Genomic DNA, 25,068 nt, shown 5'->3' on the forward strand with positions numbered 1-25,068 from the left:
GCCGTGCGAGGATGCCCCTCCCCGGTAGGTGTACCGGAGTGAAGGGGAACACCATTGAAATCGAGAAGACTGAGCCGTAAGGGGCGCCGCGCCTCCATAGTCACCGCTTCCGCCGCCGCGGTGGTCGCCGGTGTGGCCCTCGTGCCCAACTGGAGCGCGGGCGCCGCGGTCACCGACGACCCGACGGTGAACGCGGCCACCAAGGCGACCTTCCAGCGACTCGCCGACGCGGTCTTCACCGACCGCACGCAGGCGCTCGTCGACGGCGCCGGAAGCACCAGGACCCGGCACACCGCCGGCTTCTCCGGTTCGGTGCGCATGTCCGGCGGGCAGACGCGGGAGCAGGACTCGGCCCTGGGGCAGCTGCGCGACCGCAGGTCCGTCCTCGCCAAGCTGGGCGAGAAGTACAGCCAGGGCAGCACCCAGGTCACCCTGGACGCCACGCAGGTGAAGGGCCGGCGGGCCAAGGTCGCCGTGACCGAGACCACCTCGCTGACCTACGAGCAGCCCGTGGCCAAGGACCAGAAGACGACCGGCTTCCAGGCCCACCACGAGCTGACCTTCAAGGCCGACCGCCACGGCACCTGGCAGCTGACGGGCATCCGAGACACCGACGACGGCTACCTCGCCGTGAACCAGGTCGCCAAGCCCGCCGTCGCCACCGTGAAGACCGCGGCGGACGACGGCCCGCCGGAGGCGAGCCGCTCGGCCACCAGCTGGCCCGCGCCGGCCAAGCCGAAGAGCCTCACCGGCACCGGCTACGACTACAAGGCGATGGTCGCGTACGCGGCCAAGTACTGGAAGAACTACAACCCGGCCTACCCCGACTTCAACGGGCAGGGCGCCGGCGGCGACTGCACCAACTTCGTCAGCCAGGCCCTGAAGGCGGGCGGCTGGAAGCACGTCCCCGGTTACACGAACGACTTCCACAAGTGGTTCGGCACCGCCGACATCCAGTCGGACTCGTTCGTCGGTGTCAACGAGTTCTCCTGGTTCGCCCTGTCCTCGAAGCGCGTCACCAGCCTCGCCAACGTCTACCAGATGGACATCGGCGACGTGCTGCAGATGGACTTCAACAAGGACGGCTCCAAGGACCACTCCATGATCGTCACCAACCGTGACCGCTCGGGCGTGCCCTACGTGAGCTACCACTCCACCAACACCTACAACAGGTCGGTGGCCAGCCTCGTCGCGTCGTACCCCACCGCGGCGTTCTACGCCTACCGCACCTGATTGCGCGGCGGTGTCCGCCGCCCCGGCTCCTCCCGGCGCTCGTGCGGGGAGGGCTCGGGGTGGCGGGCCCGCCAGTAGGGGTTGTCGTGCGGCAGGGACGAGCCGACCCGGCCGTACATGCCGAAGGTCATCAGCAGCAGACCCACGACGAAGCTGAAGAGCACGTTCTGGATCTTGAACGCCAGGAAGTTGTTGGGCGTGTCCAGCAGGCCGAGGAACAGGAAGCCGTTCAGCAGGAACAGCACGCCGAGGACCATGTTCAGCGTCGAGGCGAAGTTCCCGCCGATCACCATGCCGGCCAGCAGCAGAACGCCGATGCAGATCGACAGCACACTGAGCGTGCCGTTGGTGTTCAGCCCGGTGACCGTGTCACCGCCGGTGCCGAAGAAGCCGATGTGGTTGATCAGGCCCAGGATGCCGAAGATGATCAGGAACGCGCCGATCAGGCCGGCGCCGATCCGGTAGACCCTGTTCAGCCGGTGGTCCACGGGCAGGTGGTCGTCCAGCCGGAACCTGGACTGCTCCTCGGTGTCCCTCGTGTGCACTGCGTGTGTGGCCATGTCCGCCTCCCTCGGGCGCTAGCGGAGGCCATCCTTCCGCTTCAATAGTCCGCCCGCCTCACCCCACCCGGCAACACGCGCTCCTCGGGCCGCCCGGCGCCCACGCGCACGCGCCCGCCGGGCGTCACGCGCTCCTCACCCCGCCGCTGCGGCCCGGCGTCGCGTGGCGGCGCGGTCTCAGTGGGCGGTGCCGCGTTCCTCGCGGATCCGGGTCACCACGCGGGCGGCCGCCTGCCGTACCGCGTCCGTCTCGGTCAGGAAGTGCCAGTAGTCGGGGTGCCGGCCCTCCAGCGTGCCGATCGCCCGCTCCAGCCGGGCCACCGCGTCGTCCAGCGGCCGGGCGTGCTGCGGGTCCGGGGTCGTACGGCCCGACATGGCCAGCCGCTGGGCGTCCCGGATCGCGAACCGGCTGCGCTCGATCTCCGCCTGCGGATCCTTCTGCACGGCGTTCAGCCGCCGCAGCCGCTCCCCGGCCGCCGAGACGGCCTCGTCGGTGGTGTTGAGCAGGGCCCGCACGGTCGACAGCAGCGAGGTCGCGTCCGGCCACCGCTGGGCGTCCCTGGCCGTCTGCGCCTCGCGCAGCTTCCGCTCGGCCTGCCGTACGTTCTCCGCGGCCTGCTCCGGCACCTGCTGCAGGTCCTGCCAGCAGGCGGCCACGAACCGGCGCCGCAGCTCGCTCAGCACCGGGTCCACCTGCCCCGCGCGCGTGGTCAGCGCCTGCGCCCTGGTCCGCAGGGACACCAGCCGGTGGTCGATCTCGGCCGCCCGCTCCGGCAGCCGCTCGGCCTCGGCCCGGATCGCCCCGGCCTCCCGCTGCACCCGCTCGGCCCGCTCCAGCGTCGGCGTGATGCCGTGCTGCCCGGCGCCCTGGTTCAGCCGGGTCAGCTCCGGGGAGAGGGCGGCCAGCCGTGCGGCGAGATCGTCTGCACCGAGTCCCTTCTCCCGTACGGCGTCCAGGGCGTTGCTCGCGGCCAGCAGCGACTGCCGGGCCCGCTCCACCGCCGGCGCCAGCCGGGCGAGCTGGGTCTCGGCCGTGCCGAGCAGCGGCCCGAGCGAGCTGCCGAACCGGTCCAGGTCCTGCTTGACCCGCACCAGCTCGTCCTTGGCCGCGGTCAGCTCCGAACGCGCCCTGGCCGCGGCCGCGGCCTCCAGGCCGTCCCGGTCGAGATCATGGGCGTCGACGGCCTGGATGTAGCGCTGACTGACCTCGTCGATGCGCCGGCCCAGCGCGTCGAAGTCGGCGACGGCGCGGCGGGCGGCGGGGGAGTCGTCCACGGCCGTGATGGTCTCGATGGAGATCCTCAGGTCCCGCTGGGCGGAGTCGAGTTCGTAGAACGCCGCCGCCGCGGCGTCCTTCGCGCTCTGCGCCTCCGCCCGCTGACTCTCCGAGCGCCCCCCGAACCAGCGCCGGGTGCCGCCCCCGGCGAACGCGGCGGACAGTCCGAGGGCGGCCAGCAGCGGCAGACTCATCAGGGTGAGCGTGTCCCGCAGGGCCGCGGGCCCGGACCGGCCCCGCGCGGTGGACGGCGGCGGATACGGCCGCGTCGATGGCGTGCCCGGTGTCGCCGTCACATCCCTCTCCCGTGCTGTGGTGCCCTGGGTGCTGTCATTCTCCCACCCGTTGAAGACGAACACACGGGCCGGTCAGTTCGCATCGCGCACCGGGATTTCGGCGGACCGCCGGGGCGACGGCGGCGCGCGGGACCGGAGAGCCCCGGCCGCCGCGCCCCCGGCCCTCCCGATCCGGCGGCGAACCGTTTGCCGTGCAGGCCGGGGGGCAATGTAGGCTGTCGACCTGTCCCGGGTGCGTAGCTCAGGGGTAGAGCGCCTGCCTTACAAGCAGGATGTCGGCGGTTCGAAACCGTCCGCGCCCACCGGCCTCCGGCACCGAGGTCACAGACAGGACAGCGGCCCCTGGGAGCATTCTCCGAGGGGCCGTTCTGTTGCCGGTGTGATCAGGCCGCTATCGGGGTCCGCTCCGCGGCGGGCTCGACGTCCGCCGCCGTACGCCGGCCGAGCAGCCGGTCGACTCCCAGGGCGCCGGAACCGGTGAAGACCAGCAGGAGGAACGCCCAGCAGAACACGGCCGGCAGCTCGCCGCCGTTCTGGATGGGCCACAGGGCGGCCTGCTGGTGGACGTCGAAGTAGGCGTACGCCATCGAGCCCGAGGCGATCAGCGCGGCCCCGCGGGTGCCGAGGCCGAGGAGCACCAGGCCGCCGGCCACGAGCTGGATCACGGCCGCGTACCAGCCGGGCCAGGTGCCGGCGTCGAGCGTGCCGCCGTTCGTGCCCGCGGCTCCGCCGAGCACGCCGAAGAGCGAGGCCACGCCGTGCACGGCGAAGAGCAGGCCGATGACGATGCGGAAGAGCCCGATGACATAGGGCTGAGCGGCGTTGAGGCGTGCGGACATGAAGGGGTCTCCTCATCGGTGACGGTCGGACCGGCCGGGGACGTGGTGGCCGGCCGTGGGGGCGGCGGTACCGAACGAGAGACCTAGGTTAGGTGAACCTAATCAATACTTGCAACTTCAACATCCAACGTTGTGCCGGTTCCGCTTGCTCTTCCGCTCGGGGTGCGGGCGCGGCGGCCGCGCCGCTCGCGCCCGTGTCGGCGCGGCAAAAGCCCGGCTCCTCGCCGCAAAGTGGGCCTGACGGTGGATCAGAGGGTCTGGCCGCCCGGTCCCTTCGGGCATTCCGGAAGACGCGCCGCACGAGGTCGTCGTGGGCGCGTCGGCACGGGCGAGAGGGGTGGCGGAGAGGGGAGAGGGGCGGCGGAGAGGGGCGGTGGGGCGTCACCGGCGGAGTGACGGGCGCGGCGCCCCGGTGGTCACGTCCGGTCCGCGGACCGGGCCCGTGCGGGACGGCCGCGCACCTCCAGCCCGCCGAGCAGTTCCGCGGTGGCCCGGGCCACCGCGTCCACCGCGCGGTCGAAGGCCTCGCGGTTGTGGGCCGCGGGAGCCCGGAAGCCCGACACCTTGCGCACGTACTGCAGCGCGGCGGCGTGGATGTCCTCGTCCGAGGCCTCTTCGGGGAGCGCGGGCGGTCGTAGCGTCTTGATACTCCGGCACATGCCCCCAGTCTCACGCGCACCCCGCGCCTCTGCCATGATCGCGTCGAAGGCGGCCACCGGCACCCGGGGCCGACCGTCGAAAGGAAGAGCCTCATGGCAACACAGAACACCGTGGCCGTCCTCGGACCGGGCGGCACCGGCGGCCTCCTCGCCGCCCTTCTCTCCCGCTCCGGCCACCGCGTCATCTGCCTGGCCGGGGACGGCACGGCGGACACCCTGCGCCGTACCGGAATCACGGTCCGCAGCGCACAGTTCGGCACGTTCACCGCCCCGGTGGAGGCGGACACCGAGCTGCGCGAACCGGTGGACGCCTGCCTGGTCACCGTCAAGCACACCGCGCTCGACGCCGCACTCACCCGGATCCCGGCCCCGGCCCTCGGTGACGCGCTCGTCGTGCCCCTGCTGAACGGCGTCGAGCACCCCGCCGCACTGCGCTCCCGCCTCCGTCCCGATCGCGTGGCGCCGGCCGTGATCCGCGTGGAGTCCACGCGCCTGACGCCGGGCGTGATCGAACACGGCAGCCCGTTCACGGAGATCGACCTCGCCGGCGACGGCGTGCCCCGCGACCGCCTCGACGCGCTCGCCGCCGTCCTCACCGCCGCCGGCACGACCGCCCGTGTGGTCGGCGACGAGACGGTGGCCCTGTGGGCCAAGATGGCGTTCCTCGCCCCGTTCGCCCTCCTCACCACCCGGTACGGCCTGCCGCTCGGCGAGGCCCGTACCCGCCACCGGGACGAACTGCAGGACCTGGTCGCGGAGGTCACGGCCGTCAGCGCCGCCTGCGGTGCGCCCGCCGATCCCGCCCAGGCGCTGGCCCGGTACGACGCCTTCCCGCCCGGCGCCAAGTCGTCCATGCAGCGCGACGCCGAGGCCGGCCGGCCGCTCGAACTCGACGCGATCGGCGGGGCGTTGCTGCGCGCGGCCGAGCGGCACGGGGTGTCCGTGCCGGTGACGGCACGGCTCGTACGCGAACTGCGGGACGCCGGTCACTGACGCGCCGCCGCCACCGCCCCGGCCCGGCCCGGCCGGCCGTCCGGGGCGGTGGCAACCCGTTCGACTGAATCTCCCTCCGATCCCACGAACGAGCTCGCTACTCAAAATCGAACAGGCGTACCATTGCCGCGTGGCTACGACCTATGAATTCCCCAGTGACCTCCTCGCCGGCCAGGAGGAGCTGCATCAGGTCCGGGCCGAGCTGTCGGCCCTGCTCAAGCGGCTGCCCTGGTCGGTCGAGCCGAGCGAGGGCTTCAGCGACGACACCGGCTGGCGCAGGTCGGAGCGGCCCGCGTCCCCCGGCTGGACGGCCGGCGAGCAGGCCGAGGTGGAGAAGCTGCGGCGCCGTGAGCACGAGCTGGCGGTGTTCGTCAGCACGCACCGCTTCTGGGCCGAGGTCGCGGTGGCGGACCGCATGGAGGCCCGCTCCCGGCTCAAGCACGTCCACGAGGAGACACCGCGGGGCGGGGCCTGACCCGAAAGCCCCTCGGCCGGTCCCCTCCCCGGGATCGGCCGGACTCCCTCCTGGCCCAAGAGCCCCCGGAGGACCGGCTGTCAGACCCCCGGCGTACGCTGTATGGCTGTCAACGGGGGAATGATGGGGAGTCGTCGTGTTCGAGAGCGTGGGGTCGCTTGCGGCCGGACCGTGGATCTATGCCGTGGTGGCGCTGTCCGTGCTTCTCGACGTGTTTTTGCCGGTGCTGCCGAGCGGCGTGCTCGTCATCACGGCCGGTACGGCGGCGGCCGCGGGTTCGGGGGCGGCGGCGGGCCAGGTCCCGCACGAGGTGCCGGACATACTGGCCCTGATCCTCTCCGCGGCGACGGCCTCGGTCCTCGGCGACCTGGTGGCCTACCGCCTGGCCTGGCGGGGCGGTGAGCGCCTGGACCGGGCGATAGCCCGCTCCCGCCGCCTGACCACCGCGCAGGAACGTCTCGGCGACGCCTTCGCCCGGGGCGGCGGCGCGCTCGTCGTGCTGGCCCGCTTCGCTCCGGCCGGCCGCTCGGTCGTCTCCTTCTGCGCGGGCGCCGCACATCGCCGCGTCCGCGACTTCCTGCCCTGGTCCGCCCTCGCCGGACTTTCCTGGGCCGCCTACAGCGTCGCCCTCGGCTACTTCGGCGCCCAGTGGCTGGGCGCGACCTGGGTGGCCACCGGGGTCTCGGTGGCCGCGCTGTTCGCGGCGGGCGCCGCGGCGGGCTACCTGATGCGCCGCCGCCCGGCCGGCTGACCCGCCGCCCGGCCGGCTGACCCGGCGCCCGGCTGACCCGGCGCCCGGCTGACCCGGCCCCGGCCGTCCCCGAGGACGGCGGAGCCGGGCCCGGCCGCCGCGCGGGGCCGGCCGCTCCCAGGCGGCCTCCGGTGGCGGCGCAGAGGCGCACCGGGAGTTCCCGGTCACGCCGGCGGCTCACCGGCCGCTCACCGTGCCGTTCAGCAGCCGGCCAGGTCCTTCGTGAGGGCGGTCTTCTCGGCGGAGTCGACCGAGAGGTTGTAGTAGTACTTCACCTGCACCCAGGCGCGGACGTACGTGCAGACGTAGTCCGAGCGGGACGGGATCCAGGTGGCCGGGTCCTGGTCGCCCTTGGCCTGGTTGACGTTGTCGGTGACCGCGATGAGCTGCGGGCGGGTGACGTCGTTGGCGAAGGCCTGGCGCTGGGCGGTGGTCCACTTGCCCGCGCCGGAGTCCCAGGCCTCGGCGAGCGGCACGAGGTGGTCGATGTCGAGGTCGGACGCGGCGGTCCAGGTGGCGCCGTCGTAGGGGGAGTACCAGCTGCCGCTGGTGGCGGTGCAGGCGGAGTTGGTGACGACGTTGGAACCGTCCCGCTTGAGGATCCACTCACGGGTGTTGCAGGAGCCGGAGATGGTGATCCAGAGCGGGAAGAGGTCGCGGTTGTAGCCGGTCCGGTTCTCGGTGGCCACGGTGAGCTGGGAGAGGTAGCCGCGCGCGGTGGCGCCGCTGACCGGCGTGGGCAGGGCGGCGGAGGCGTTCGGGGAGTTGAGGAGGGCGGCGGAGGCTAGCAGCCCGGTGAGGGCGGCGAGTATGCTCAGCCGTCGACGCGCGTAGAACCTGGGCATGCGAACTCCCTTGTGGGGTGGGGGTGTTGAAGCGCGAGCGAAGGAATGCTCGCGGGGCCGCGTGGCCGGCGGGTGAGCGCTCGGTAAGAAACTAGTGACGTGTTCATGACACGACAAGGTTCGACGCTGAACTTTCACATCCCGTACGATGGGGAGCGCAGAAGGGGAGTAGCTCTTCGCCGGACCGTCGACATACTGCTCAGCCAGCCTGAGCCGGCGCCCGGAGGCGGACCACCGGATCTCGGAGAGGTCCGCCAGCGAGACCTTCGGCAAGCAGTGCACGCCCGTGCCCCCCGGCGCGGGCGCCGAGTGCGCTGCCGTGCCGAGGTGTCATCGCGTGACGTACCGCACTCTCGGCGGGGCAGCCCGACCGATTGAGGGATTTTGATCAGCATCACCGTGACGGCGCTCGTCTTCGGCGTCATCTTCCTCGCCGAACTGCCGGACAAGACCGCGCTCGCCGGCCTCGTCCTCGGCACCCGCTACCGCGCCGGTTACGTCTTCGCGGGCGTCGCGGCCGCCTTCCTGCTGCACGTCGTGCTCGCCGTCGCCGCCGGCAGCGTGCTGACCCTGCTGCCGCAGCAGATCGTGCACGCCCTCACCGGCGTCCTCTTCCTCGGCGGGGCCGCGATGCTGCTGCTGAAGAAGGACGAGGACGACGAGGAGATCAGGAAGCCCGCCGACCAGTCCTTCTGGAAGGTCGCGGGTACGGGCTTCATGCTCATCCTGGTCGCCGAGTTCGGCGACCTCACCCAGATCATGACCGCCAACCTCGCCGCTCGCTACGACGACCCGATCTCCGTCGGTCTCGGCGCCGTGCTGGGCCTGTGGGCGGTCGCCGGACTCGGCATCGTGGGCGGAAAGGCCCTGATGAAGCGGGTGCCACTGCGGCTGATCACGCAGATCGCGGCGCTGCTGATGCTGGGGCTAGGCGTGTGGAGTCTGTACGAGGCCGTGGCCGGCTGAGCCGAACGCCGGGTGAAGCCGTGACGCGGGCGGTGGCGGATGGGCCCCCGGTTTTGTACCGTGGAGAAACAAAGTGGCTCCCGCCCGTTTTCCCTGACCGGCGGGCGGGGCCGCCTTGTCCTTCCGGCCGGGGCCGCCTCGTCCCTTCCGGCCTCGGGGTCCTTCGCAATTGGAGCTGCCGATGACGGCCACCGCCACGCCCACCGTCCTGACCGCCCGTGCCCTGCTGCTCGACATGGACGGCACCCTCGTCAACTCGGACGCGGTGGTCGAGCGGATCTGGCGGAGCTGGGCCGAGCGGCACGGGCTGGACGGCGACGAGGTGATGAAGGTCGTGCACGGCCGTCAGGGGCACGCCTCCATGGCCGTCCTGCTGCCCGGCCGGCCGGTGGAGCAGAACCTCGCGGACAACGCCCGCATGCTCGCCGAGGAGACCGCCGACACCGACGGCGTGGTCGAGGTCCCCGGCGCGGCCGCCTTCCTCGCCTCCCTGCGCGGTCTCCCGCACGCCCTGGTGACCTCCGCCGACGTCGCCCTGTCCACCGCCCGCATGAAGGCCGCCGGGCTGCCGCTGCCCGGCATCCGGGTCACCGCCGAGTCGGTGGGGGCGAGCAAGCCCGATCCCGAGGGCTTCCTCAAGGGGGCGGCCGAGCTGGGCGTCGACCCGGCCGACTGCATCGTCTTCGAGGACTCCGGCGCCGGCATCGCGGCGGGGCGCGCCGCGGGCATGCGGGTGGTCGGCGTCGGCCCGCGCGCCGGCGTCCACGGCCCCGACGTCACGGTGGAGGACCTGACCCGGATCACCGTCGGCACCCTGCCCGGCGGAACGATCCGGCTGAGCATCGGCTGACCGCGCGATGCCGCCGGTGCCCTGCGGCCCGGTCCCCGCGGCGCCCCGCACTCCGGACAGCCGCGCCCCTCGGACTCACTCGCGCGTTCGCCCCTCCCACTGAACCCGGAAGCCCCCCGAGAGCTACCGGGACTGTGCGGATCTCCCGCACACCCGAAGGGCTCGGGAGGCCGTAAGCGGTGACACCGATCACGATGGAAGGTGCACCCGAGCCCGGGAGGTCTCCATGGCCCTGGACACGCACGGTACGGCGAAGGACGTGGACGCCGGCGAGCACGTCACCGGCAACGTGTACGTCTCGATCGGCGCCCTCCTGCTGGGGCTGCTGCTCGCCGCGCTCGACCAGACCATCGTGTCGACCGCACTGCCCACCATCGTCAGCGACCTCGGCGGCCTGGAGCACCTGTCCTGGGTGGTCACCGCCTACCTGCTGGCCTCGACCGCCGCCACCCCGCTCTGGGGCAAGCTCGGGGACCAGTACGGCCGCAAGCGGCTCTTCCAGGCCGCCATCGTGATCTTCCTGATCGGCTCGGCGCTGTGCGGCATGGCGCAGAACATGCCCCAGCTCATCGGCTTCCGGGCCCTGCAGGGCCTCGGCGGCGGCGGACTGATCGTGCTGTCCATGGCGATCGTCGGCGACATCGTGCCACCCCGCGACCGCGGCCGGTACCAGGGCCTGTTCGGTGCCGTCTTCGGCGCGACCAGCGTGCTCGGACCGCTCCTCGGCGGGCTGTTCACGCAGCACCTGAGCTGGCGCTGGGTGTTCTACGTCAACCTGCCGGTCGGCATCGTCGCGCTCGCCGTGATCGCCACCGCCCTGCACATCCCGCGCCACACCGCCCGCCACGTCATCGACTACCTCGGCACGTTCCTGATCGCCGCCGTCGCCACCTGCCTGGTCCTCGTCGCCTCGCTCGGCGGCACCACCTGGGCCTGGGGCTCGGCACAGATCGTCGGGCTGGCCGTGCTGGGCGTCCTGCTCGCCGTGGCCTTCGTCGCCGTGGAGCGCCGGGCCGCCGAACCCGTGCTGCCGCTCCGGCTGTTCGGCATCCGCACCTTCACGCTCGCCGCCCTCATCAGCTTCATCGTCGGCTTCGCCATGTTCGGCGCGATGACCTACCTGCCCACCTTCCTGCAGGTCGTGCACGGCATCTCCCCGACCCTGTCCGGCGTGCACATGCTGCCCATGGTGATCGGGCTCCTGCTGTCCTCCACGGTGTCGGGGCAGATCGTCAGCCGCACCGGCCGCTGGAAGGTCTTCCCGGTGACCGGCACGGCCGTCACCGCCATCGGCCTGCTCCTGCTGCACCAGCTCGACGAGTTCAGCTCCACCGCCCAGATGAGCGTGTACTTCTTCGTCTTCGGTCTCGGACTCGGCCTGGTGATGCAGGTCCTGGTGCTCATCGTGCAGAACGCGGTCTCCTACGAGGACCTCGGCGTCGCCACCTCGGGCGCGACCTTCTTCCGCTCCATCGGCGCCTCCTTCGGCGTCGCGATCTTCGGCACGGTCTTCGCGAGCCGCCTCGGCGACAAGCTCACGGCCGCCTTCCGCGGGGTGAGCCTGCCGCCCGGCGCCACGGCCGACACGCTCGAGGCCGACCCGCGGGGCATCTCCGCGCTGCCCCCGGCGCTGCGCCCGGTGGCCCTGCACGCCTACGCGTCCGCCATCACCGACGTCTTCCTCTACGCCGCACCCGTCGCCCTGCTCGGCTTCCTGCTGGCCTGGTTCCTCAAGGAGGACCCGCTGCGCGGCTCGGTCACCGCGCCCGAGGCCTCCGAGACCATCCCGCCCAACCCCGTGCAGCGCTCCTCCTACGACGAGGTGCGCCGCGCCCTGTCGGTGCTCGCCACCCGGGAGGGCCGCCACGAGATCTACCGGACGATCACCGAGCGGGCGGGCTACGACCTGCAGCCCGCGGCCAGCTGGCTGCTGCTGCGCGTGCGCAGGTACGGCTCGGTCGAGCCCGGCGTGCTCGCCGAGCGCAGCCCCGTACCGCTGCAGGTGGTCATGGCCGCCGCCCGCCAGGTCGAGGAGCGGCGGCTGGCCGAACGCCGGGGCCTGGACCTGGTGCTGACCGCGTCCGGCCGCGAGGTCGCCGACCGGCTGGCCGCCGCCCGTGAGGAGTCGCTGGCCGAACTGCTCGGCGACTGGTGGCAGTCGCCGGGCCGCCCCGCCGACCTGAGACGACTGGTCAGGGAGCTGTCCGGCGAGCTGTGCGGCTCCGCACGCGAACGCCCGCACGACAGCACGGTCGCGAAGACCGGTTGACGCGGTCCGCCGCCACCGGAGTGCGGCCGGGGAGCCGTACGGCTCCGGGGTGATCGACCACGGCACGCCGGCCGTTCCCGGCATCCGGCGCACACCCCGCGCAACCGGACATCCGGAACGCCGCCCGGTCCGCCGGCCGGTGCGGGCTTCGCGCCACGGGCGCCGTTTGTGGCCTGACTTCCGGGTCACCCGGAAGGTATGCCGGCCAGTGGGGCCGGTCCGAGGGGAAGGCAACCATGTCCACAGGCCTGATCATCTTGCTGATCGTGATCGCGGCGGTCGTGGTCGTCGGTGCGGCCGCCCTGGCGTTCGGCCGCACCCGGCGCGGCGGGCCGAGCCTGAAGCGGCGCTTCGGACCCGAGTACGAGCGGACCGTGGCCCGGCACGACGGGGACGCCAAGGCCGCCGAACGGGAGCTGACCGCACGCGTCGAACGCCACGGTGACCTGCGGGAACGTCCGCTGGATAGCGAAAGCAGGGAGCGGTACGCGGCCCGCTGGACGGCCGTCCAGGAGCGCTTCGTCGACTCGCCCCGGGAGGCGGTGGCCGAGGCCGACCGGCTGCTCGCGGAACTTGCCGCCGTCCGCGGCTACCCCGACGGGGGCCAGTACGAGGAGCAGTTCGCCGCGCTGTCCGTGCACCACGCCGATCACGTCGACGGCTACCGGCAGGTCCACCGGGTCTCCCGCGCCGGGACGAGCGGCGGCGCGAGCGCGGCCGGCGCCGGCACCGAGGAGATGCGGACGGCCCTGATCGGGGCCCGTGCCCTCTTCGACGACCTGACCAGCCCCGGCACCGACGCCGGGCGGCACCGCGCGGCCTCCGGCACGGCCGGGACCGCCGACACCACCACCGGCACCACCACCGGCACCGCGGACACCCCCGGTAGCCGCCCCCACGCCCGCTCCCATGCGCCGTGGGCCCTCCACAGGAGCCGACCGAAGGAGAGTTGAGCGTCATGAAGGACAGGACCAGTGGCTCCGGCGACGAGCGGTACGCCTCCGGGCGCTTCGCGCCGGCACCGGACGACGAGAGGGCACCGGAGGAGGCGGCGGGCCGCCGGCTGCCGGGCGAGGGCGGCCCGGAGTGGCCGCCCGGGGAACCGGGTGAGGGAATGCCGCCCGGGAACGCGGGCCGGACGCCCCGCGAAGGAACGAGCGGCCGCCTGGCGGGCGAGGGTGCGAGCGGCCGGATGCCGGGCTCGACGGGTCCCGGCCGGGAGGGCCTGACGGCCGACGACCGGATACCCCGCGACGGCTTGGCGGACGACCGCGTCTCGGACGACCGCCTCATGGACGACCGGATAGCGCGGGACGGCCTCGAAGCCGACGACCGCATGCAGCGCGGCGGTCCGACGGCCGACGATCGCATGCCGCGTGATGGCCTGACGGCCGGCGACCGGATGCCGGCGGACGCGACGCAGCCGCCGGCACCGCCGGGACCGGCGGGCATGCCCGTCTCCGGTGACGCCGCGGGCCCGGGCTCCGGGACGCACGGCCGGCCGCACGGCTCCGAGGGCCTGCGCCCGGGCACCGAGGATCTGGGAGTGGACACGCCACCCGCACCCGGCAGGGGAGCGGGGACGTACGAGGAGCGGCGGATGCCGGACGACGGGCTCGGTGCCGCGTACGCCGGTGAGGGCACCGAGTACGCGGCCGGCGGCGGACGTGGCGACTACGCGGCCGGTGGCGGACGTGGTGAGTACGCGGCCGGTGGCGGACGTGGTGAGTACGCGGCCGGTGGCGGACGTGGTGACTACGAGGCCGGTGGCGGACGTGGTGACTACGCGGCCGCCGGCGGGACCGCGGCCCCGGGCACGGGCGCCGTCTCCGCCGCAGGCACCGGGACCGGCGCCGCCACCTCGGGCGCCGGTGCCCCGCTGCTGCCGCACGACGAGGCGGACCAGTGGGAGCAGCGGATGCGGCAGGTGGTCGCCGGCTTCGTGGACGAGCCCCGAGGCGCGGTGGAGGAGGCCGACCGGGCGCTGGAGGAGCTCACCGCACGGTTCACCGAGGCCGTGACCCGGCGGCGTCACACCCTGCGCAGGTCCTGGGAGGGTGCCGAGGAGAACGGGCCCGGTACCGACACCGACACCGAGCAACTCCGCCTCGCCCTGCGCGACTACCGCGAGCTGGCCGGCCACCTGCTACAGGGCTGACCCCGACTCGTCCCCCATGGCGGCAGCCCTGCGCTGCCGCCATTCGCGTACGACGTCCTCGACGTCGTACGGCTTCCTGCCCAGCGGAGGGCCGGGCGGAGGCTTGAACATCATGTCGCGGATCTTGACGTTCACGTCCTCGACGATCTTCCGCGCGATCCGCTCCGAGGGGGCCGCGTACGCCGCCTGCAGCGCGTCCTCGGCCTCCTTGCGCAGAGCCAGGGCGGGCGGCAGCACGGCCAGCCCCTCGCGCGCCATCTTCCGCTTGATCCACCACAGTTCGTCGTAGCCGGAGTCGACCTCCGCCGGCAGCGGCCGGCCCGCCCCCGGCAGCCGCTCGAACTCGCCGCGTGCCTGCGCGTCGCGGATCTGCTTGTCGACCCAGGACTCGAACGGCACACCCGGTGGCTTTCGCTCGGTCATGTGCCCATTGTGCCGGACGCGACCCGGCCGGGCGTTTTATCATGCGGCGGCGGTGGGTGATCCGGCCCCCGCACCCGTACTTTCGGATGCCGCAGCCGCTGCGCTGCTTCGGGGGGAACACGCGTGCTCGAACTCACCATGGCCACCGTCTCGGGGGCCGACGCGGGCGCCACGGCCGGCATGACGATGGCCGAGGCGCCCAGCGAGCCCGGCGCCGTCCTGCGGGTCGGCCGGGACGCCGCGCTGTGCCGGCTGGCCACCCCCGAGGACTGGCTCTTCCTCTCCCGTGTCCACCTGGAGTTCCGGTGCGGCCCCGACGGCGGCTGGCAACTGACCTGGCTGCGCGGTTCGCAGGCCGACCCGGCGTCCGAAGTGCGGCTGATCGTCGGGCAGTACACGCAGCCCCTCGCCTACGGGGCCATCGTGCCGCTGCCGCACGGCGGGTCCGGCGAGGTCGTCGTCCAGGACCGCACCGCGCCACGCAGCGTCAACGTGGGCTTCTTCCACGAGGTGTGAGCCACGAGGTGTGAGCCACGAGGTGTGGGCCGCGAGGTGTGGGCCCCGGGGTGCGGGCCCACGAGGTGCGGGCCGGGGCGTCGGGCCCACGAGGTGCGGGCCCACGGCGGGTGTACCCCGTCGCCGCGGAGGGCTCAGCCCAGCACCCGGGCCAGTGCGAAGCCGTCGTAGCCCTTCTGGCCGACCGTCTGGATCGCCGTGCCGTCCAACCGGGGGTGCGTGGCGATCAGTTCGATCGCGGTGCGGGTGCCGGCCACGTCCGGCGCGGTGCTGCTCGCGTCGGCGACGCGGCCCTCGCGCACCACGTTGTCCACGACGATGATGCTGCCCGCGCGGGTGAGCCGCAGCGCCCACTCCACGTAGTGCCCGTTGTTGGCCTTGTCGGCGTCGATGAAGACCAGGTCGAAGGGGGCCGGGTTCTCGTCGGCGAGCTTGGGCAGCGACTCCAGGGCCGGGCCCACCCGCACCTCGGCGATCCGCTCCAGGCCCGCCCGGGCGATGTTCCGGGTGGCCACCTCGGCGTGCTTGGCGCTGTACTCCAGCGAGACCAGCCTGCCGTCCTCGGGCAGCGCGCGGGCCAGCCAGATCGTGCTGTACCCGCCGAGCGTGCCGATCTCCAGGATCGCACGGGCGCCCTGCACCTGCGCGAGCAGCTGCAGGAACTTGCCCTGCGCGGCCGTGACGCCGATGGGTGGCAGCCCGGCGGCCTCGCTCTCCCGCAGCGCCGCTCGAAGCGCCTCGTCGTCCGGGGAGAGTTGGGTGATGAAGTAGTCGTCGACGTCGTCCCAGAGCTGCGACCCGCTCATGCGCCTGCTGCCTTTCCCGAGTGTCTTCCCGAGGCTTCTCGGCCCTGCCCACGCCGATCATCTCAGCCGAACACCCCGAACGGGCAGATCGAATACGGCTACGCGGTCCTACGACGCGAATCCCCGGGGGCGCGGGGAACCGCGCGACCGGCCACGACGGACCCGCACCCGGCAGCCGGCCCGCACCCCTACGGCGCGAGCCGCCCGCGGACCCGCCCTACCGCTGTTCCACCGCCGGCGCGGACCCCGGCAGCGGCCGCCCCGCACACTCGGCCATCCGCCACACCGCGAAGCCGCCCACGACGGCAGCGGCCATCATGTAGTACGCGGGCATCATCATGTTCCCCGTGGCCCCGATCAACGCGGTCACGACCAGCGGAGTCGTACCACCGAACAGGGACACGGACACGTTGAAGCCGATGGACAGGGAGCCGTAGCGCACCCGGGTCGGGAAGAGCGCGGGAAGCGCGGCCGGCATGGCCGCCGTGAAGCAGACCAGCAGCATGCCCAGCGCACCCATGCCCAGCCCGACCGCGAGCAGGCTGCCCTGCCGGATCAGCAGCAGCGCCGGGATGGAGAGGAAGAGGAAGCCCGCGCAGCCCGCCGCGATCACCGGGCGGCGGCCGACCCGGTCGGTCAGGGCGCCCGCGAACGGCTGGACGATCATCATCAGGGCCATCACGCCGAGCACGACCAGCAGACCGTGCGTCTCGTCGTACTTCAGCTCACTGGTGAGGTAGCTCGGCATGTACGACAGCAGCATGTAGTCGGTGACGTTGAAGACCAGCACCAGGCCCATGCACAGCAGCAGCGCCTTCCACTGGCCCGAGACCAGCTCGCGCAGCGGCACCTTCGGCCGGTCGGCCTCCGCCTTCTCGACCTCGGCGGCGAACGCCGGGGTCTCCTCCAGGCGCATCCGCAGATAGAGGCCGATGATGCCCATCGGGCCCGCGATCAGGAACGGGATGCGCCAGCCCCACGAGGTGAGGTCGTCCGAGGAGAGCAGCGCCGTCATCAGGGTGACCAGACCCGCGCCGCCGATGTAACCGGCGAGCGTGCCGAACTCCAGCCAGCTCCCGAAGAAGCCGCGCTTCTTGTCCGGCGCGTACTCGGCGATGAACGTGGACGCGCCCGCGTACTCACCACCGGTGGAGAAGCCCTGCACCAGGCGGGCGGCGAGCAGGAGCAGCGGCGCGCCGACGCCGATGGTGGCGTACGACGGGATCAGGCCGATCGCGAACGTGCCGACCGCCATCATGATCATCGTGATGGCGAGAACCTTCTGGCGGCCCACACGGTCGCCCAGCGGGCCGAAGACCATGCCACCGAGGGGCCGGACCAGGAAGGCCGCGGCGAAGGCGCCGAAGGTCGACAGCAGCTGCGCGGTCGGGTTGCCGGAGGGGAAGAAGACCTTGCCCAGGGTGACCGCGATGTAGCTGTAGACGCCGAAGTCGAACCATTCCATCGCGTTGCCGAGCGCCGCCGCCTTCACGGCGCGCTTGACGAGCGCGGGGTCGGTGACGGTGACGTCACGGGCTTCGGTGGCCCGGTGGGCCTTCAGCGGCGGGGTGACGGCTGTGACGGTCGCCAAAACGAGGCTCGCCTACCTTTCGACGGGGACAGGTACGCGGCCCGGCGGCGGCGCTGCCGAGAATCGGGCCGAAAAGTGACCATAGGTGCTGTTCGGCCGATTACGTCATGTACGCGATTCGATGCACAGTGCAGCTAAACAGCGCATACGCAGGTATGACTGCCCGCTCACGCACTGCCATTCCTGCTGCTCGGTGTGATGCTTCTCGCCCCCCGCCGGTGCAACCCGGCCACTTCCGGGCCATGGCCTTTCGGACAAAAGCGGGCGGATGTCAGGTGAAGCGGGGGTGGCCCGCGTCCTTCCCAGGAAGGTCTGCGAGCCTCTAAGGGTTCGCGCAGGGAACCCGGCACCCAGCGGGTGCGGGGAAGAGGGGCGGGAGGCCGGCGGGGCGTGGCGAACGTGGAGCACGGCGGGCGACCTACGGATGTCTTCGCACCGGACGAGGCCGGAGCACGCCTGCGGGCGGCCCGTCTCGCGCTGTGGGCGGTGGCCGCGATCCTCGCGGTACGGCAGTACGCCGCCGTCCTGACCACCCCGAGCGGTGAGCGGCTCACCGACCTCGAGACCTGGGTCGGCCCCGAGGGCGTCCTGCACCTCAAGGGCTCGCTCTACGACTCGACGCAGTTCACCGGCACCCCCTTCGCCGGCCTGGTCCTCAAGCCGCTCACGCGCTCCGCGCAGGCGGCCCTCGGCTGGGGCTGGACGTTCGGCACCCTGCTGCTGGTCGTCGTCCTCGGTCTGATCGCCGCCCGCGCGCTGCCCCGGCCGGTCGGCCGCCGCACCTCCCTGCTCGCCGCCCCGGTCGCCATCAGCCTGCTCATGCTCTCGCTGCCGGTCCGCAACACCCTGTGGCTCGGCCAGACCAGCATCATGCCGGTGCTGCTCGTCCTGCTCGGCTGCTTCACCGTGCGCGGGGAACGCGCGAGCGGCCTGTGCACGGGCCTGGCCGCGGCCCTGCAGCCGCCGCTGCTGCTGTTCGCCCCGCTGCTGTGGTTCACCGGCCGCCGCAAGGCCGCGCTCGACACGGCCGCCGTCTTCGCCGCCTGCACCGCACTCGCCTGGGCGGCGATGCCGCACGACTCCCACACCTACTGGGTGCACCACCTGGCCGGCGTGGGCCTCGGCGGCCAGGCGGACGCCCTCGGCAACCAGTCCCTGCACGGCGCCCTGCTCCGCCTGGACCTCACCGGCCCGCTGGAGATCGGCCTCTTCCTGTTCCTGGCGGTCTCCGTCGCCGTCCTCGCCCTGCGCCGGGCCGTCCGCTACGCCCGTGACGGCCAGCTGCTGCTCGCCGTCGCCCTCACCGGCTGTGCGGCGATCGTAGCCTCTCCCACCGCCTGGCAGCACCAGCTGCTGTGGGTGTCGCTCGCGGTGGTCGGCCGGGTCGGCAGGCGCGCCTCCGACCGTTACGTCTGGCCGGTGGCCGTGCTCCTGGTGACCACGCTCCCGGCGAAGATGATGCTGCCGAACATGGCGGCCATGTACCCGCTGCGGGACAACCTCGTCCTGCTCGCGGCCGTGGCCGCCGCCACCGCCGTCCCCTTCCTGTCCCGCACCTCGCCGTACTACCGGGCACCGGTCCCCGCGGAACACGCCCCGCAGGTCCCGGCCCGCTTCGGCCGCGTCCCGCTGCTGCCCTTCCTGCGCCGCGTGCTCACCCGCCCCAACCTGCTCCTGGAACTGCTCCTGCTCCGCGTCACGTACGCGGCCTACCAGCAGGTGCGCCTGGCCGCGACCGGCGGCAGCAACTCCGAGGGCCGGGCGGCCGCCGAGCACCACGGCCACCTGATCCTGGACGCCGAGCGGTTCCTGCACATCGACATCGAGCACGCGGTCAACCACGCCGTCGTGAAGATCGGCTGGCTGCGGGAGTTCTTCGACTTCTACTACGAGTCCTTCCACTTCGTCGTCCCGCTGAGCGTCCTCGCCGTCCTGTACTGGCGCCGCCCCGTCGACTACCGCTGGGCCCGCGCCTCCCTCGGCTTCACCACCTTCCTCGCCCTGATCGGCTTCTGGCTCTTCCCGCTGGCCCCGCCGCGCCTGATGCCGTCGCTCGGCATGATCGACACCGTCCACGGCGTGCAGGACTTCTCCCAGCCGGACTACGGCACCCTGACCGCGCTCACCAACCAGTACGCGGCGATGCCGTCCCTGCACTTCGGCTGGTCGCTGTGGTGCGGGGTGGTCATCGCGGTCATCGCCCCGAAGTGGTGGATGAAGGTACTCGGCCTCCTGCACCCCCTCTTCACCGTCTCCGCCATCGTCGCCACCGGCAACCACTGGGTGCTGGACGCGGTCGGCGGCGCGGTGGCCGTGGGCGCGGGCTTCGGCCTGTCGTACGTCTTCCAGGGCCCGCGGGCCCGGACGGTGAAAGCGGCGGCGGGCGCCCGGGAGCCGGGCGAAGTGCCCGTCGGCAGCGGCAGCGGCGACGGCTGACGGCCCGGCCGGCTCGCCGGCAATTGCTCGCCGCACCGGCCGGCCGCCGCTCTCCGCACCCGCCGGTCATCGCTCTCCGCACTCGAACCAGACCGTCTTGCCGCCCCCGGCCCGCGGGGCCACGCCCCACTTGCCGACCACGAGATCGAGCAGGGCGAGCCCCCGTCCGCCCTCCGCCTGCGGGTCCATCTCGCCCGGGGACCTCGGGAGCCGGTCGAACCCGTCGCTCACCTCCACCCGCACGCCCGCGGTCCGCCGTGCCACGACGAGGGTGCAGCGCCGGTCGGGCACGTGCCGGACGACGTTGGAGACCAGCTCGCTGACGCCCAGTTCGACGGCGAAGAGCAGGTCCGGCAGTTCCCACTCGCCCACCAGCGAGCGGACGATCCGGCGGACGTGCCGTACGGAGTGCTCTCCGACGGTGAGCTGCATGCGGTACTGGGGGGTGCGGGGAATGTTCAGGTTCACGCTACGAGGCTGACGCGCCGCGACTACTCTCGGCTACAGGACGGATACAACGGGTCCCGCCGTGGACCGCGTCACCGGAGAGGGGACCGACCGTGGCCCACATCAACACCCTCGACCCGGGCGCCTCACCGCTCGACTACTACGGCTTCGAGCTGCGCCGCCACCGGGAGGCCGCCGGCCTGACCCAGCGGCAGCTGGGCGACATCGTCAACTACACGGGGTCGCTGGTCGGCCAGGTGGAAACGGCCAGGAAGCTGCCGACGCAGGAGTTCAGCGAACGCGTGGACGCGGCGCTGGGCACGGGCGGCTTACTCTCCCGACTCGTCGGGCTGGTGATGCGCAGCCAACTCCCGGCGTGGTTCCAGCAGGTGGCTGAGCTGGAGGTGCGGGCGACGGAGATCTGTACTTTCCAGACCCACATGATCCACGGTCTGCTTCAGTCCCCGTCCTATGTGCGCGCGGTGCTCGGAGTGCTGGACCAGGACAAACTCGAGGATCGTGCGGCCGTGCGGCTCGCCCGCCAGCGCATCTTCGAGAAGGAGGAGTCACCGGTCTTCTGGATGGTCCTCGGTGCGGCGGCGCTGCACCAGGAGATCGGCGGTCGGGAAGTCATGCGCGAGCAACTGGCGCACCTGTTGACCTTCGAGAACGATCCCCGGATCAACGTGCAGATCCTGCCGTACTCAGTCGGGGAACACGCCGGATTGCAAGGCTCGTTCACCCTCTTCCGGTTCGCCAGTGACCCGACCATCGTCTACACGGAGGGTTACAGCAGCGGGCATCCGACCGCGAACCCGGACACCGTCAAGGACTGCTCGCTCCGTTACGATCATCTCCGAGCCGCCGCGCTCTCGATCCAGGACTCGGCGGAGTTGATCCGGCGCGTGATGGAGGACCGCTATGGAGAGCAAGTGGCGTAAGTCCAGTTACAGCGGAGACCAGGGCGGCCAGTGTGTGGAGTGCGTTCCCCTGGGCCGCCTGGCCTGGAAGAAGTCCTCGCACAGCGGCGACCAGGGCGGCGAATGCGTAGAGATCGCCGAATCCCCCTGCGCCACCATCGCGATCCGCGACTCCAAGACCCCCGCGGGACCGATGCTCACCATCGGCCCCGCCACCTTCGCCCGCTTCCTGTCCTGGACGTCGGCTACAGCCGCTGGATGATCGTGCCGGTCGCCAGTCCACCGCCCGCGCACATGGTGATGAGCGCGAACTCCTTGTCCGTGCGCTCCAGTTCGTGCAGGGCGGTGGTGATCAGGCGGGCGCCCGTCGCCCCCACCGGGTGGCCCAGCGCAATCGCACCGCCGTTGACGTTGACCTTGCCCAGGTCCTGCTCGAAGACCTGAGCCCAGCTCAGCACCACGGATGCGAAGGCCTCGTTGATCTCCACGAGGTCGATGTCCTTCAGGGACATGCCCGCCTTGCCGAGCACCGCGTTGGTCGCGTCGATCGGCCCGTCCAGGTGGAAGTGCGGGTCGGCGCCCACCAGCGCCTGGGCGACGATCCGCGCCCTCGGCTTCAGCTTCAGGGCGCGGGCCATCCGCTTCGACGCCCACATGATCGCCGCCGCGCCGTCGGAGATCTGCGACGAGTTGCCCGCCGTGTGGATGGCCTTCGGCATCACGGTCTTCAGGCCGGCCAGCGCCTCCGGGGACGTGTCCCGCAGCCCCTCGTCCTTGTCGACCAGCCGCCACATGCCCTGTCCGGCGTGCTGCTCCTCCTCCGTGGTGGGCACCTGCACGGCGAAGGTCTCCCGCTTGAAACGTTCCTCCGCCCAGGCGTGGGCCGCCCGCTCCTGGGACCGCAGGCCCAGTGCGTCGACGTGCTCGCGGGTCAGGCCGCGGTGCCGGGCGATGCGCTCGGCCGCCTCGAACTGGTTGGGCAGGTCGACGTTCCACTCGTCGGGGAACGGCTTTCCGGGGCCGTGCCTGGAGCCGGAACCGAGCGGCACCCGGGACATCGCCTCGACGCCGCAGCTGATCCCGACGTCGATGACGCCCGCGGCGACCATGTTGGCCACCATGTGCGAGGCCTGCTGCGAGGAACCGCACTGGCAGTCGACCGTCGTGGCCGCCGTCTCGTACGGCAGCCCCATCGCCAGCCAGGCCGTGCGGGCGGGGTTCATGGACTGCTCGCCGGCGTGGGTCACCGTGCCGCCGGCGATCTGCTCGACCGCGTCGGCTGGAATGCCGGTGCGGCCGAGGAGTTCACGGTAGGTCTCGCCCAGGAGATAGGCGGGATGCAGATTGGCGAGCGCGCCGCCGCGCTTGCCGATCGGGGTGCGTACGGCTTCGACGATCACGGGTTCGGCGGCCATGGGTGCGGGTCCTCTCCGAGAGGGCTCTCCTCCAGAACTGGTACGCGTTCTAGTTCTCCGTGCAGTCTGCTGACGTGATGTCCGTCACCGCAAGGGTCTTGCAGGCGCCGAAGCCGTGATCTGCACGGACTCCGCACCGATTGGAACTGTCGTACCCCTTGCGGGTTCTAGAACCCGTTATTACGTTCACGGGAATTACTGATGGTCCGTCAGATGGCTGGGAGTCACCCATGCACTGCCCCGCGCTGCCCGACGGGTTCGACTTCACCGACCCCGATCTGCTGCACCACCGTGTGCCCCTCCCGGAGTTCGCCGAGCTGCGCCGTACCGAGCCGGTCCGCTGGATACCCCAGCCGCACGGGACGGCGGGTTTCGCCGACGCCGGCTACTGGGCCGTGACCCGGCATGCCGACGTCAGGTACGTCTCCACGCACCCGGAACTGTTCTCCTCCACCCTCAACACCGCGATCATCCGCTTCAACGAGCACATCCGGCGCGACGCGATCGACGCGCAACGGCTGATCCTGCTCAACATGGACCCACCGGAACATACGCGGGTGCGCCAGATCGTGCAGCGGGGCTTCACGCCACGCTCCATCCGCGCCCTGGAGGGCCGGCTGCGCACCCGCGCCGAGGCGATCGCCGCCGGTGCCCGCGCCCGCTCCGGCCCCTTCGACTTCGTCACCGAGGTCGCCTGTGAACTGCCCCTGCAGGCCATCGCCGAACTGATCGGGGTCCCGCAGGAGGACCGGGCCAAGATCTTCGACTGGTCGAACAAGATGATCGCCTACGACGATCCCGAGTACGCCATCACGGAGGAGGTCGGCGCGCAGTCGGCCGCCGAGATCATCGCCTACGCGATGAACATGGCCGCGGAGCGCAAGCGGTGCCCCGCGCGTGACATCGTGACGACGCTGGTGGCGGCGGAGGACGAGGGCAACCTGAACTCCGACGAGTTCGGCTTCTTCGTGCTGATGCTGGCGGTGGCCGGAAACGAGACGACCCGGAACGCCATCACCCACGGCATGCACGCGTTCCTGACCCACCCCGGGCAGTGGGAGCTGTTCAGGAGCGAGCGGCCGTCCACCACGGCCGAGGAGATCGTGCGCTGGGCGACCCCGGTCAACTCCTTCCAGCGGACCGCCACCCAGGACACCGAACTGGGTGGCGTGCAGATCAGGAAGGGGGACCGGGTCGGGCTCTTCTACGCCTCCGCCAACCACGACCCCGAGGTGTTCACCGACCCCGACGCCTTCGACATCACCCGCGATCCCAATCCCCACCTCGGTTTCGGCGGCGGCGGGCCCCACTTCTGCCTCGGCAAGTCCCTCGCGATCCTGGAGATCGACCTGATCTTCAACGCGATCGCCGAGGCCATGCCCGGCCTTCGCCTCGCCGAGCCACCGCGCCGCCTGCGCTCGGCCTGGATCAACGGCGTCAAGGAACTCGGGGTCACCACCGACTGACCCACCGGCCGACCCGCCGGCCGACCCGCCGGCCGGGCCGACGGCTCCGGACGCCGCCGGCCCCGCCGTGGGGGCGGCGGCCCGTGGCCGGCCGGGCCGTGGATTCCGGGCCGCTCACTCGCGGCCCGACGCCACCAGTGCCAGCACGCCGGAGGCCGCCGCCGCGATCAGCAGCGGGATGCCGAGACCGTGATGGAGGACCAGCCAGGCGCCCAGGCAGGCGCCGGCGAGCATCGCGATCACCGAGGCCGTGCGGCGCGGCGAGCGACGTCCGGTGCCGTCGCCCAGCCGGGACTCGGAGGCCAGGCCGGTCAGGGTCATCGTCAGGACCGTGGTCGTCAGATCGGCGACGCCCAGTCTGCGTACCGTCGCGTTGCGCAGGCCCATCGCGAAGGCGGTGAGCGCGATGAGGGCGTAGCGGGTGCCGGTCGTGTCCGGCCAGGCGAAGGCGACCGCCGCCGAGATCCCGACCAGGACCGCCTCCGCGGCCAGCGTCAGCCGGGCCCAGCGGCGCCGGGAGCCGCTCCCGGCGTGTGCCGCCACCCGGCCGCCCACCGCCGCGCCGAGCAGGAAGCACACCAGCGAGGTGGCGGTGTGCGACACGGAGAAGCCGGGCGCGCCGGCCGCCGCGAAGCCCAGGACGACCACGTTCCCGGTCATGTTGGCGGTGAAGACCCGGCCCAGGCCCAGATAGCTGACGGCGTCGATCAGCCCGCTGACCACGGTCAGGACCAGCAGCACGACCACCAGTCGCAGCCCGCGCGCCTCCGGGTCCGGGGCCGGCGCCGCCTCGGCCGGTGCCGTCGTCATGGTTCCTCCGGTGGGCCGGTCGGACAGGTCGACGACCACTCCACCACGGGCCACCGGGCTGTGCCCGG

25 protein-coding genes and 1 tRNA gene are annotated in these 25,068 nt (G+C 72.3%); 15 read left to right on the forward strand and 11 right to left on the reverse strand.

Features of this window, described 5'->3' with window-relative positions; translation table 11 throughout:
* Positions 1–120: 120 nt before the first annotated feature.
* A complete protein-coding gene (locus ACGFT2_RS29865; RefSeq protein WP_393284628.1) occupies positions 121–1,233 on the forward strand; it encodes an amidase domain-containing protein in 1,113 nt (370 codons plus the stop codon).
* On the opposite strand, the gene ACGFT2_RS29870 is transcribed toward ACGFT2_RS29865, so the two are convergent.
* Together ACGFT2_RS29870 and ACGFT2_RS29875 are read right to left on the reverse strand one after the other, a co-directional pair.
* The gene (locus ACGFT2_RS29870) at positions 1,221–1,793 is read right to left on the reverse strand and encodes a DUF4383 domain-containing protein (protein ID WP_393284097.1); all 573 of its coding nucleotides are present in this window, start codon (positions 1,791–1,793) and stop codon (positions 1,221–1,223) included. The genes ACGFT2_RS29865 and ACGFT2_RS29870 overlap by 13 nt on opposite strands.
* 177 nt (positions 1,794–1,970) lie before the next feature.
* Entirely contained in the window at positions 1,971–3,365 is a 1,395-nt protein-coding gene (locus ACGFT2_RS29875; protein ID WP_393284100.1) for a hypothetical protein, read from the reverse strand.
* A 230-nt stretch (positions 3,366–3,595) separates the two neighbouring features.
* Between ACGFT2_RS29875 and ACGFT2_RS29880 the strand changes: the two genes are divergently transcribed.
* Positions 3,596–3,667, forward strand: a tRNA-Val gene (locus tag ACGFT2_RS29880).
* 81 nt (positions 3,668–3,748) lie between these two features.
* On the opposite strand, the gene ACGFT2_RS29885 is transcribed toward ACGFT2_RS29880, so the two are convergent.
* Positions 3,749–4,204 carry a DoxX family protein gene (locus ACGFT2_RS29885; RefSeq protein WP_393284103.1) on the reverse strand — a complete coding sequence of 152 codons (456 nt, stop codon included), beginning with the start codon at positions 4,202–4,204 and terminating at the stop codon, positions 3,749–3,751.
* Between the two features lie 416 nt (positions 4,205–4,620).
* Positions 4,621–4,863: a DUF2277 domain-containing protein gene (locus ACGFT2_RS29890; RefSeq protein ID WP_393284106.1), complete on the reverse strand. Its 243-nt coding sequence runs from the start codon at positions 4,861–4,863 to the stop codon at positions 4,621–4,623.
* 93 nt (positions 4,864–4,956) lie between these two features.
* On the opposite strand from ACGFT2_RS29890, the gene ACGFT2_RS29895 reads away from it, so the two are divergent.
* The 3 genes from ACGFT2_RS29895 to ACGFT2_RS29905 all read left to right on the forward strand — a co-directional run bounded on the left by ACGFT2_RS29895 (position 4,957) and on the right by ACGFT2_RS29905 (position 7,082).
* Positions 4,957–5,856: a ketopantoate reductase family protein gene (locus ACGFT2_RS29895; RefSeq protein ID WP_393284109.1), complete on the forward strand. Its 900-nt coding sequence runs from the start codon at positions 4,957–4,959 to the stop codon at positions 5,854–5,856.
* 130 nt (positions 5,857–5,986) lie between these two features.
* Complete coding sequence (locus ACGFT2_RS29900) at positions 5,987–6,331, forward strand: hypothetical protein (RefSeq protein WP_393284112.1); 345 nt, start codon at positions 5,987–5,989, stop codon at positions 6,329–6,331.
* A 136-nt stretch (positions 6,332–6,467) separates the two neighbouring features.
* A complete protein-coding gene (locus ACGFT2_RS29905; protein WP_393284115.1) occupies positions 6,468–7,082 on the forward strand; it encodes a DedA family protein in 615 nt (204 codons plus the stop codon).
* Between the two features lie 200 nt (positions 7,083–7,282).
* Here the strand turns inward: ACGFT2_RS29905 and ACGFT2_RS29910 are convergent, their stop codons facing one another.
* Entirely contained in the window at positions 7,283–7,927 is a 645-nt protein-coding gene (locus ACGFT2_RS29910; protein WP_393284118.1) for an HNH endonuclease family protein, read from the reverse strand.
* Positions 7,928–8,311: 384 nt separating this feature from the next.
* On the opposite strand from ACGFT2_RS29910, the gene ACGFT2_RS29915 reads away from it, so the two are divergent.
* The 5 genes from ACGFT2_RS29915 (at position 8,312) to ACGFT2_RS29935 (ending at position 14,170) form a co-directional block, all read left to right on the forward strand.
* A complete protein-coding gene (locus tag ACGFT2_RS29915; RefSeq protein WP_393284121.1) occupies positions 8,312–8,893 on the forward strand; it encodes a TMEM165/GDT1 family protein in 582 nt (193 codons plus the stop codon).
* A 181-nt stretch (positions 8,894–9,074) separates the two neighbouring features.
* On the forward strand, positions 9,075–9,743 hold the full coding sequence (locus tag ACGFT2_RS29920) for an HAD-IA family hydrolase (protein ID WP_393284124.1): 669 nt from the start codon (positions 9,075–9,077) through the stop codon (positions 9,741–9,743).
* Between the two features lie 226 nt (positions 9,744–9,969).
* Positions 9,970–12,012, forward strand: coding sequence for a DHA2 family efflux MFS transporter permease subunit (locus ACGFT2_RS29925; protein ID WP_393284126.1), 2,043 nt, complete (start codon positions 9,970–9,972; stop codon positions 12,010–12,012).
* Between the two features lie 236 nt (positions 12,013–12,248).
* Positions 12,249–12,965 carry a hypothetical protein gene (locus tag ACGFT2_RS29930; protein ID WP_393284128.1) on the forward strand — a complete coding sequence of 239 codons (717 nt, stop codon included), beginning with the start codon at positions 12,249–12,251 and terminating at the stop codon, positions 12,963–12,965.
* 5 nt (positions 12,966–12,970) lie between these two features.
* Positions 12,971–14,170 carry a hypothetical protein gene (locus tag ACGFT2_RS29935; protein WP_393284131.1) on the forward strand — a complete coding sequence of 400 codons (1,200 nt, stop codon included), beginning with the start codon at positions 12,971–12,973 and terminating at the stop codon, positions 14,168–14,170.
* On the opposite strand, the gene ACGFT2_RS29940 is transcribed toward ACGFT2_RS29935, so the two are convergent.
* A complete protein-coding gene (locus tag ACGFT2_RS29940; protein ID WP_393284134.1) occupies positions 14,159–14,593 on the reverse strand; it encodes a DUF1992 domain-containing protein in 435 nt (144 codons plus the stop codon). The two genes, ACGFT2_RS29935 and ACGFT2_RS29940, sit on opposite strands and share 12 nt — an antisense overlap.
* A gap of 123 nt (positions 14,594–14,716) precedes the next feature.
* Between ACGFT2_RS29940 and ACGFT2_RS29945 the strand changes: the two genes are divergently transcribed.
* Complete coding sequence (locus tag ACGFT2_RS29945) at positions 14,717–15,109, forward strand: hypothetical protein (RefSeq protein ID WP_393284137.1); 393 nt, start codon at positions 14,717–14,719, stop codon at positions 15,107–15,109.
* A 134-nt stretch (positions 15,110–15,243) separates the two neighbouring features.
* Here the strand turns inward: ACGFT2_RS29945 and ACGFT2_RS29950 are convergent, their stop codons facing one another.
* Positions 15,244–15,915: an O-methyltransferase gene (locus ACGFT2_RS29950; RefSeq protein ID WP_393284140.1), complete on the reverse strand. Its 672-nt coding sequence runs from the start codon at positions 15,913–15,915 to the stop codon at positions 15,244–15,246.
* 217 nt (positions 15,916–16,132) lie between these two features.
* On the reverse strand, positions 16,133–17,506 hold the full coding sequence (gene proP / locus ACGFT2_RS29955) for a glycine betaine/L-proline transporter ProP (RefSeq protein WP_393284142.1): 1,374 nt from the start codon (positions 17,504–17,506) through the stop codon (positions 16,133–16,135).
* 390 nt (positions 17,507–17,896) lie between these two features.
* Here proP and ACGFT2_RS29960 point away from each other — a divergent pair, with 390 nt between their 5' ends.
* Positions 17,897–19,942: a phosphatase PAP2 family protein gene (locus ACGFT2_RS29960; RefSeq protein ID WP_393284144.1), complete on the forward strand. Its 2,046-nt coding sequence runs from the start codon at positions 17,897–17,899 to the stop codon at positions 19,940–19,942.
* 66 nt (positions 19,943–20,008) lie between these two features.
* Here the strand turns inward: ACGFT2_RS29960 and ACGFT2_RS29965 are convergent, their stop codons facing one another.
* On the reverse strand, positions 20,009–20,374 hold the full coding sequence (locus tag ACGFT2_RS29965) for an ATP-binding protein (protein WP_393284631.1): 366 nt from the start codon (positions 20,372–20,374) through the stop codon (positions 20,009–20,011).
* Between the two features lie 128 nt (positions 20,375–20,502).
* Between ACGFT2_RS29965 and ACGFT2_RS29970 the strand changes: the two genes are divergently transcribed.
* Entirely contained in the window at positions 20,503–21,330 is an 828-nt protein-coding gene (locus tag ACGFT2_RS29970; protein WP_393284146.1) for a helix-turn-helix domain-containing protein, read from the forward strand.
* A complete protein-coding gene (locus ACGFT2_RS29975) occupies positions 21,311–21,571 on the forward strand; it encodes a DUF397 domain-containing protein (RefSeq protein ID WP_393284149.1) in 261 nt (86 codons plus the stop codon). The genes ACGFT2_RS29970 and ACGFT2_RS29975 overlap by 20 nt, the downstream gene beginning before the upstream one ends.
* Here ACGFT2_RS29975 and ACGFT2_RS29980 read toward each other — a convergent pair.
* Positions 21,555–22,724: a steroid 3-ketoacyl-CoA thiolase gene (locus tag ACGFT2_RS29980; RefSeq protein ID WP_393284151.1), complete on the reverse strand. Its 1,170-nt coding sequence runs from the start codon at positions 22,722–22,724 to the stop codon at positions 21,555–21,557. The genes ACGFT2_RS29975 and ACGFT2_RS29980 overlap by 17 nt on opposite strands.
* Before the next feature lie 230 nt (positions 22,725–22,954).
* Between ACGFT2_RS29980 and ACGFT2_RS29985 the strand changes: the two genes are divergently transcribed.
* On the forward strand, positions 22,955–24,190 hold the full coding sequence (locus ACGFT2_RS29985; protein ID WP_393284155.1) for a cytochrome P450: 1,236 nt from the start codon (positions 22,955–22,957) through the stop codon (positions 24,188–24,190).
* Between the two features lie 114 nt (positions 24,191–24,304).
* On the opposite strand, the gene ACGFT2_RS29990 is transcribed toward ACGFT2_RS29985, so the two are convergent.
* Entirely contained in the window at positions 24,305–25,000 is a 696-nt protein-coding gene (locus ACGFT2_RS29990; protein WP_393284634.1) for a YoaK family protein, read from the reverse strand.
* Between the last annotated feature and the right edge of the window lie 68 nt (positions 25,001–25,068).

Source organism: Streptomyces sp. NPDC048514 (genome assembly GCF_043199955.1).
Classification (GTDB): domain Bacteria; phylum Actinomycetota; class Actinomycetes; order Streptomycetales; family Streptomycetaceae; genus Streptomyces.

Excerpts from the sequence above, each read along its gene's own strand:
- ACGFT2_RS29870 (WP_393284097.1), bottom strand. The coding sequence starts at position 1,793 with ATGGCCACACACGCAGTGCACACGAGGGACACCGAGGAGCAGTCCAGG.
- ACGFT2_RS29885 (WP_393284103.1), bottom strand. The coding sequence starts at position 4,204 with ATGTCCGCACGCCTCAACGCCGCTCAGCCCTATGTCATCGGGCTCTTC.
- ACGFT2_RS29890 (WP_393284106.1), bottom strand. The coding sequence starts at position 4,863 with ATGTGCCGGAGTATCAAGACGCTACGACCGCCCGCGCTCCCCGAAGAG.
- ACGFT2_RS29895 (WP_393284109.1), top strand. The coding sequence starts at position 4,957 with ATGGCAACACAGAACACCGTGGCCGTCCTCGGACCGGGCGGCACCGGC.
- ACGFT2_RS29910 (WP_393284118.1), bottom strand. The coding sequence starts at position 7,927 with ATGCCCAGGTTCTACGCGCGTCGACGGCTGAGCATACTCGCCGCCCTC.
- ACGFT2_RS29920 (WP_393284124.1), top strand. The coding sequence starts at position 9,075 with ATGACGGCCACCGCCACGCCCACCGTCCTGACCGCCCGTGCCCTGCTG.
- ACGFT2_RS29925 (WP_393284126.1), top strand. The coding sequence starts at position 9,970 with ATGGCCCTGGACACGCACGGTACGGCGAAGGACGTGGACGCCGGCGAG.
- ACGFT2_RS29930 (WP_393284128.1), top strand. The coding sequence starts at position 12,249 with ATGTCCACAGGCCTGATCATCTTGCTGATCGTGATCGCGGCGGTCGTG.
- ACGFT2_RS29935 (WP_393284131.1), top strand. The coding sequence starts at position 12,971 with ATGAAGGACAGGACCAGTGGCTCCGGCGACGAGCGGTACGCCTCCGGG.
- ACGFT2_RS29940 (WP_393284134.1), bottom strand. The coding sequence starts at position 14,593 with ATGACCGAGCGAAAGCCACCGGGTGTGCCGTTCGAGTCCTGGGTCGAC.
- ACGFT2_RS29950 (WP_393284140.1), bottom strand. The coding sequence starts at position 15,915 with ATGAGCGGGTCGCAGCTCTGGGACGACGTCGACGACTACTTCATCACC.
- ACGFT2_RS29965 (WP_393284631.1), bottom strand. The coding sequence starts at position 20,374 with ATGCAGCTCACCGTCGGAGAGCACTCCGTACGGCACGTCCGCCGGATC.
- ACGFT2_RS29975 (WP_393284149.1), top strand. The coding sequence starts at position 21,311 with ATGGAGAGCAAGTGGCGTAAGTCCAGTTACAGCGGAGACCAGGGCGGC.
- ACGFT2_RS29980 (WP_393284151.1), bottom strand. The coding sequence starts at position 22,724 with ATGGCCGCCGAACCCGTGATCGTCGAAGCCGTACGCACCCCGATCGGC.
- ACGFT2_RS29985 (WP_393284155.1), top strand. The coding sequence starts at position 22,955 with ATGCACTGCCCCGCGCTGCCCGACGGGTTCGACTTCACCGACCCCGAT.
- ACGFT2_RS29990 (WP_393284634.1), bottom strand. The coding sequence starts at position 25,000 with ATGACGACGGCACCGGCCGAGGCGGCGCCGGCCCCGGACCCGGAGGCG.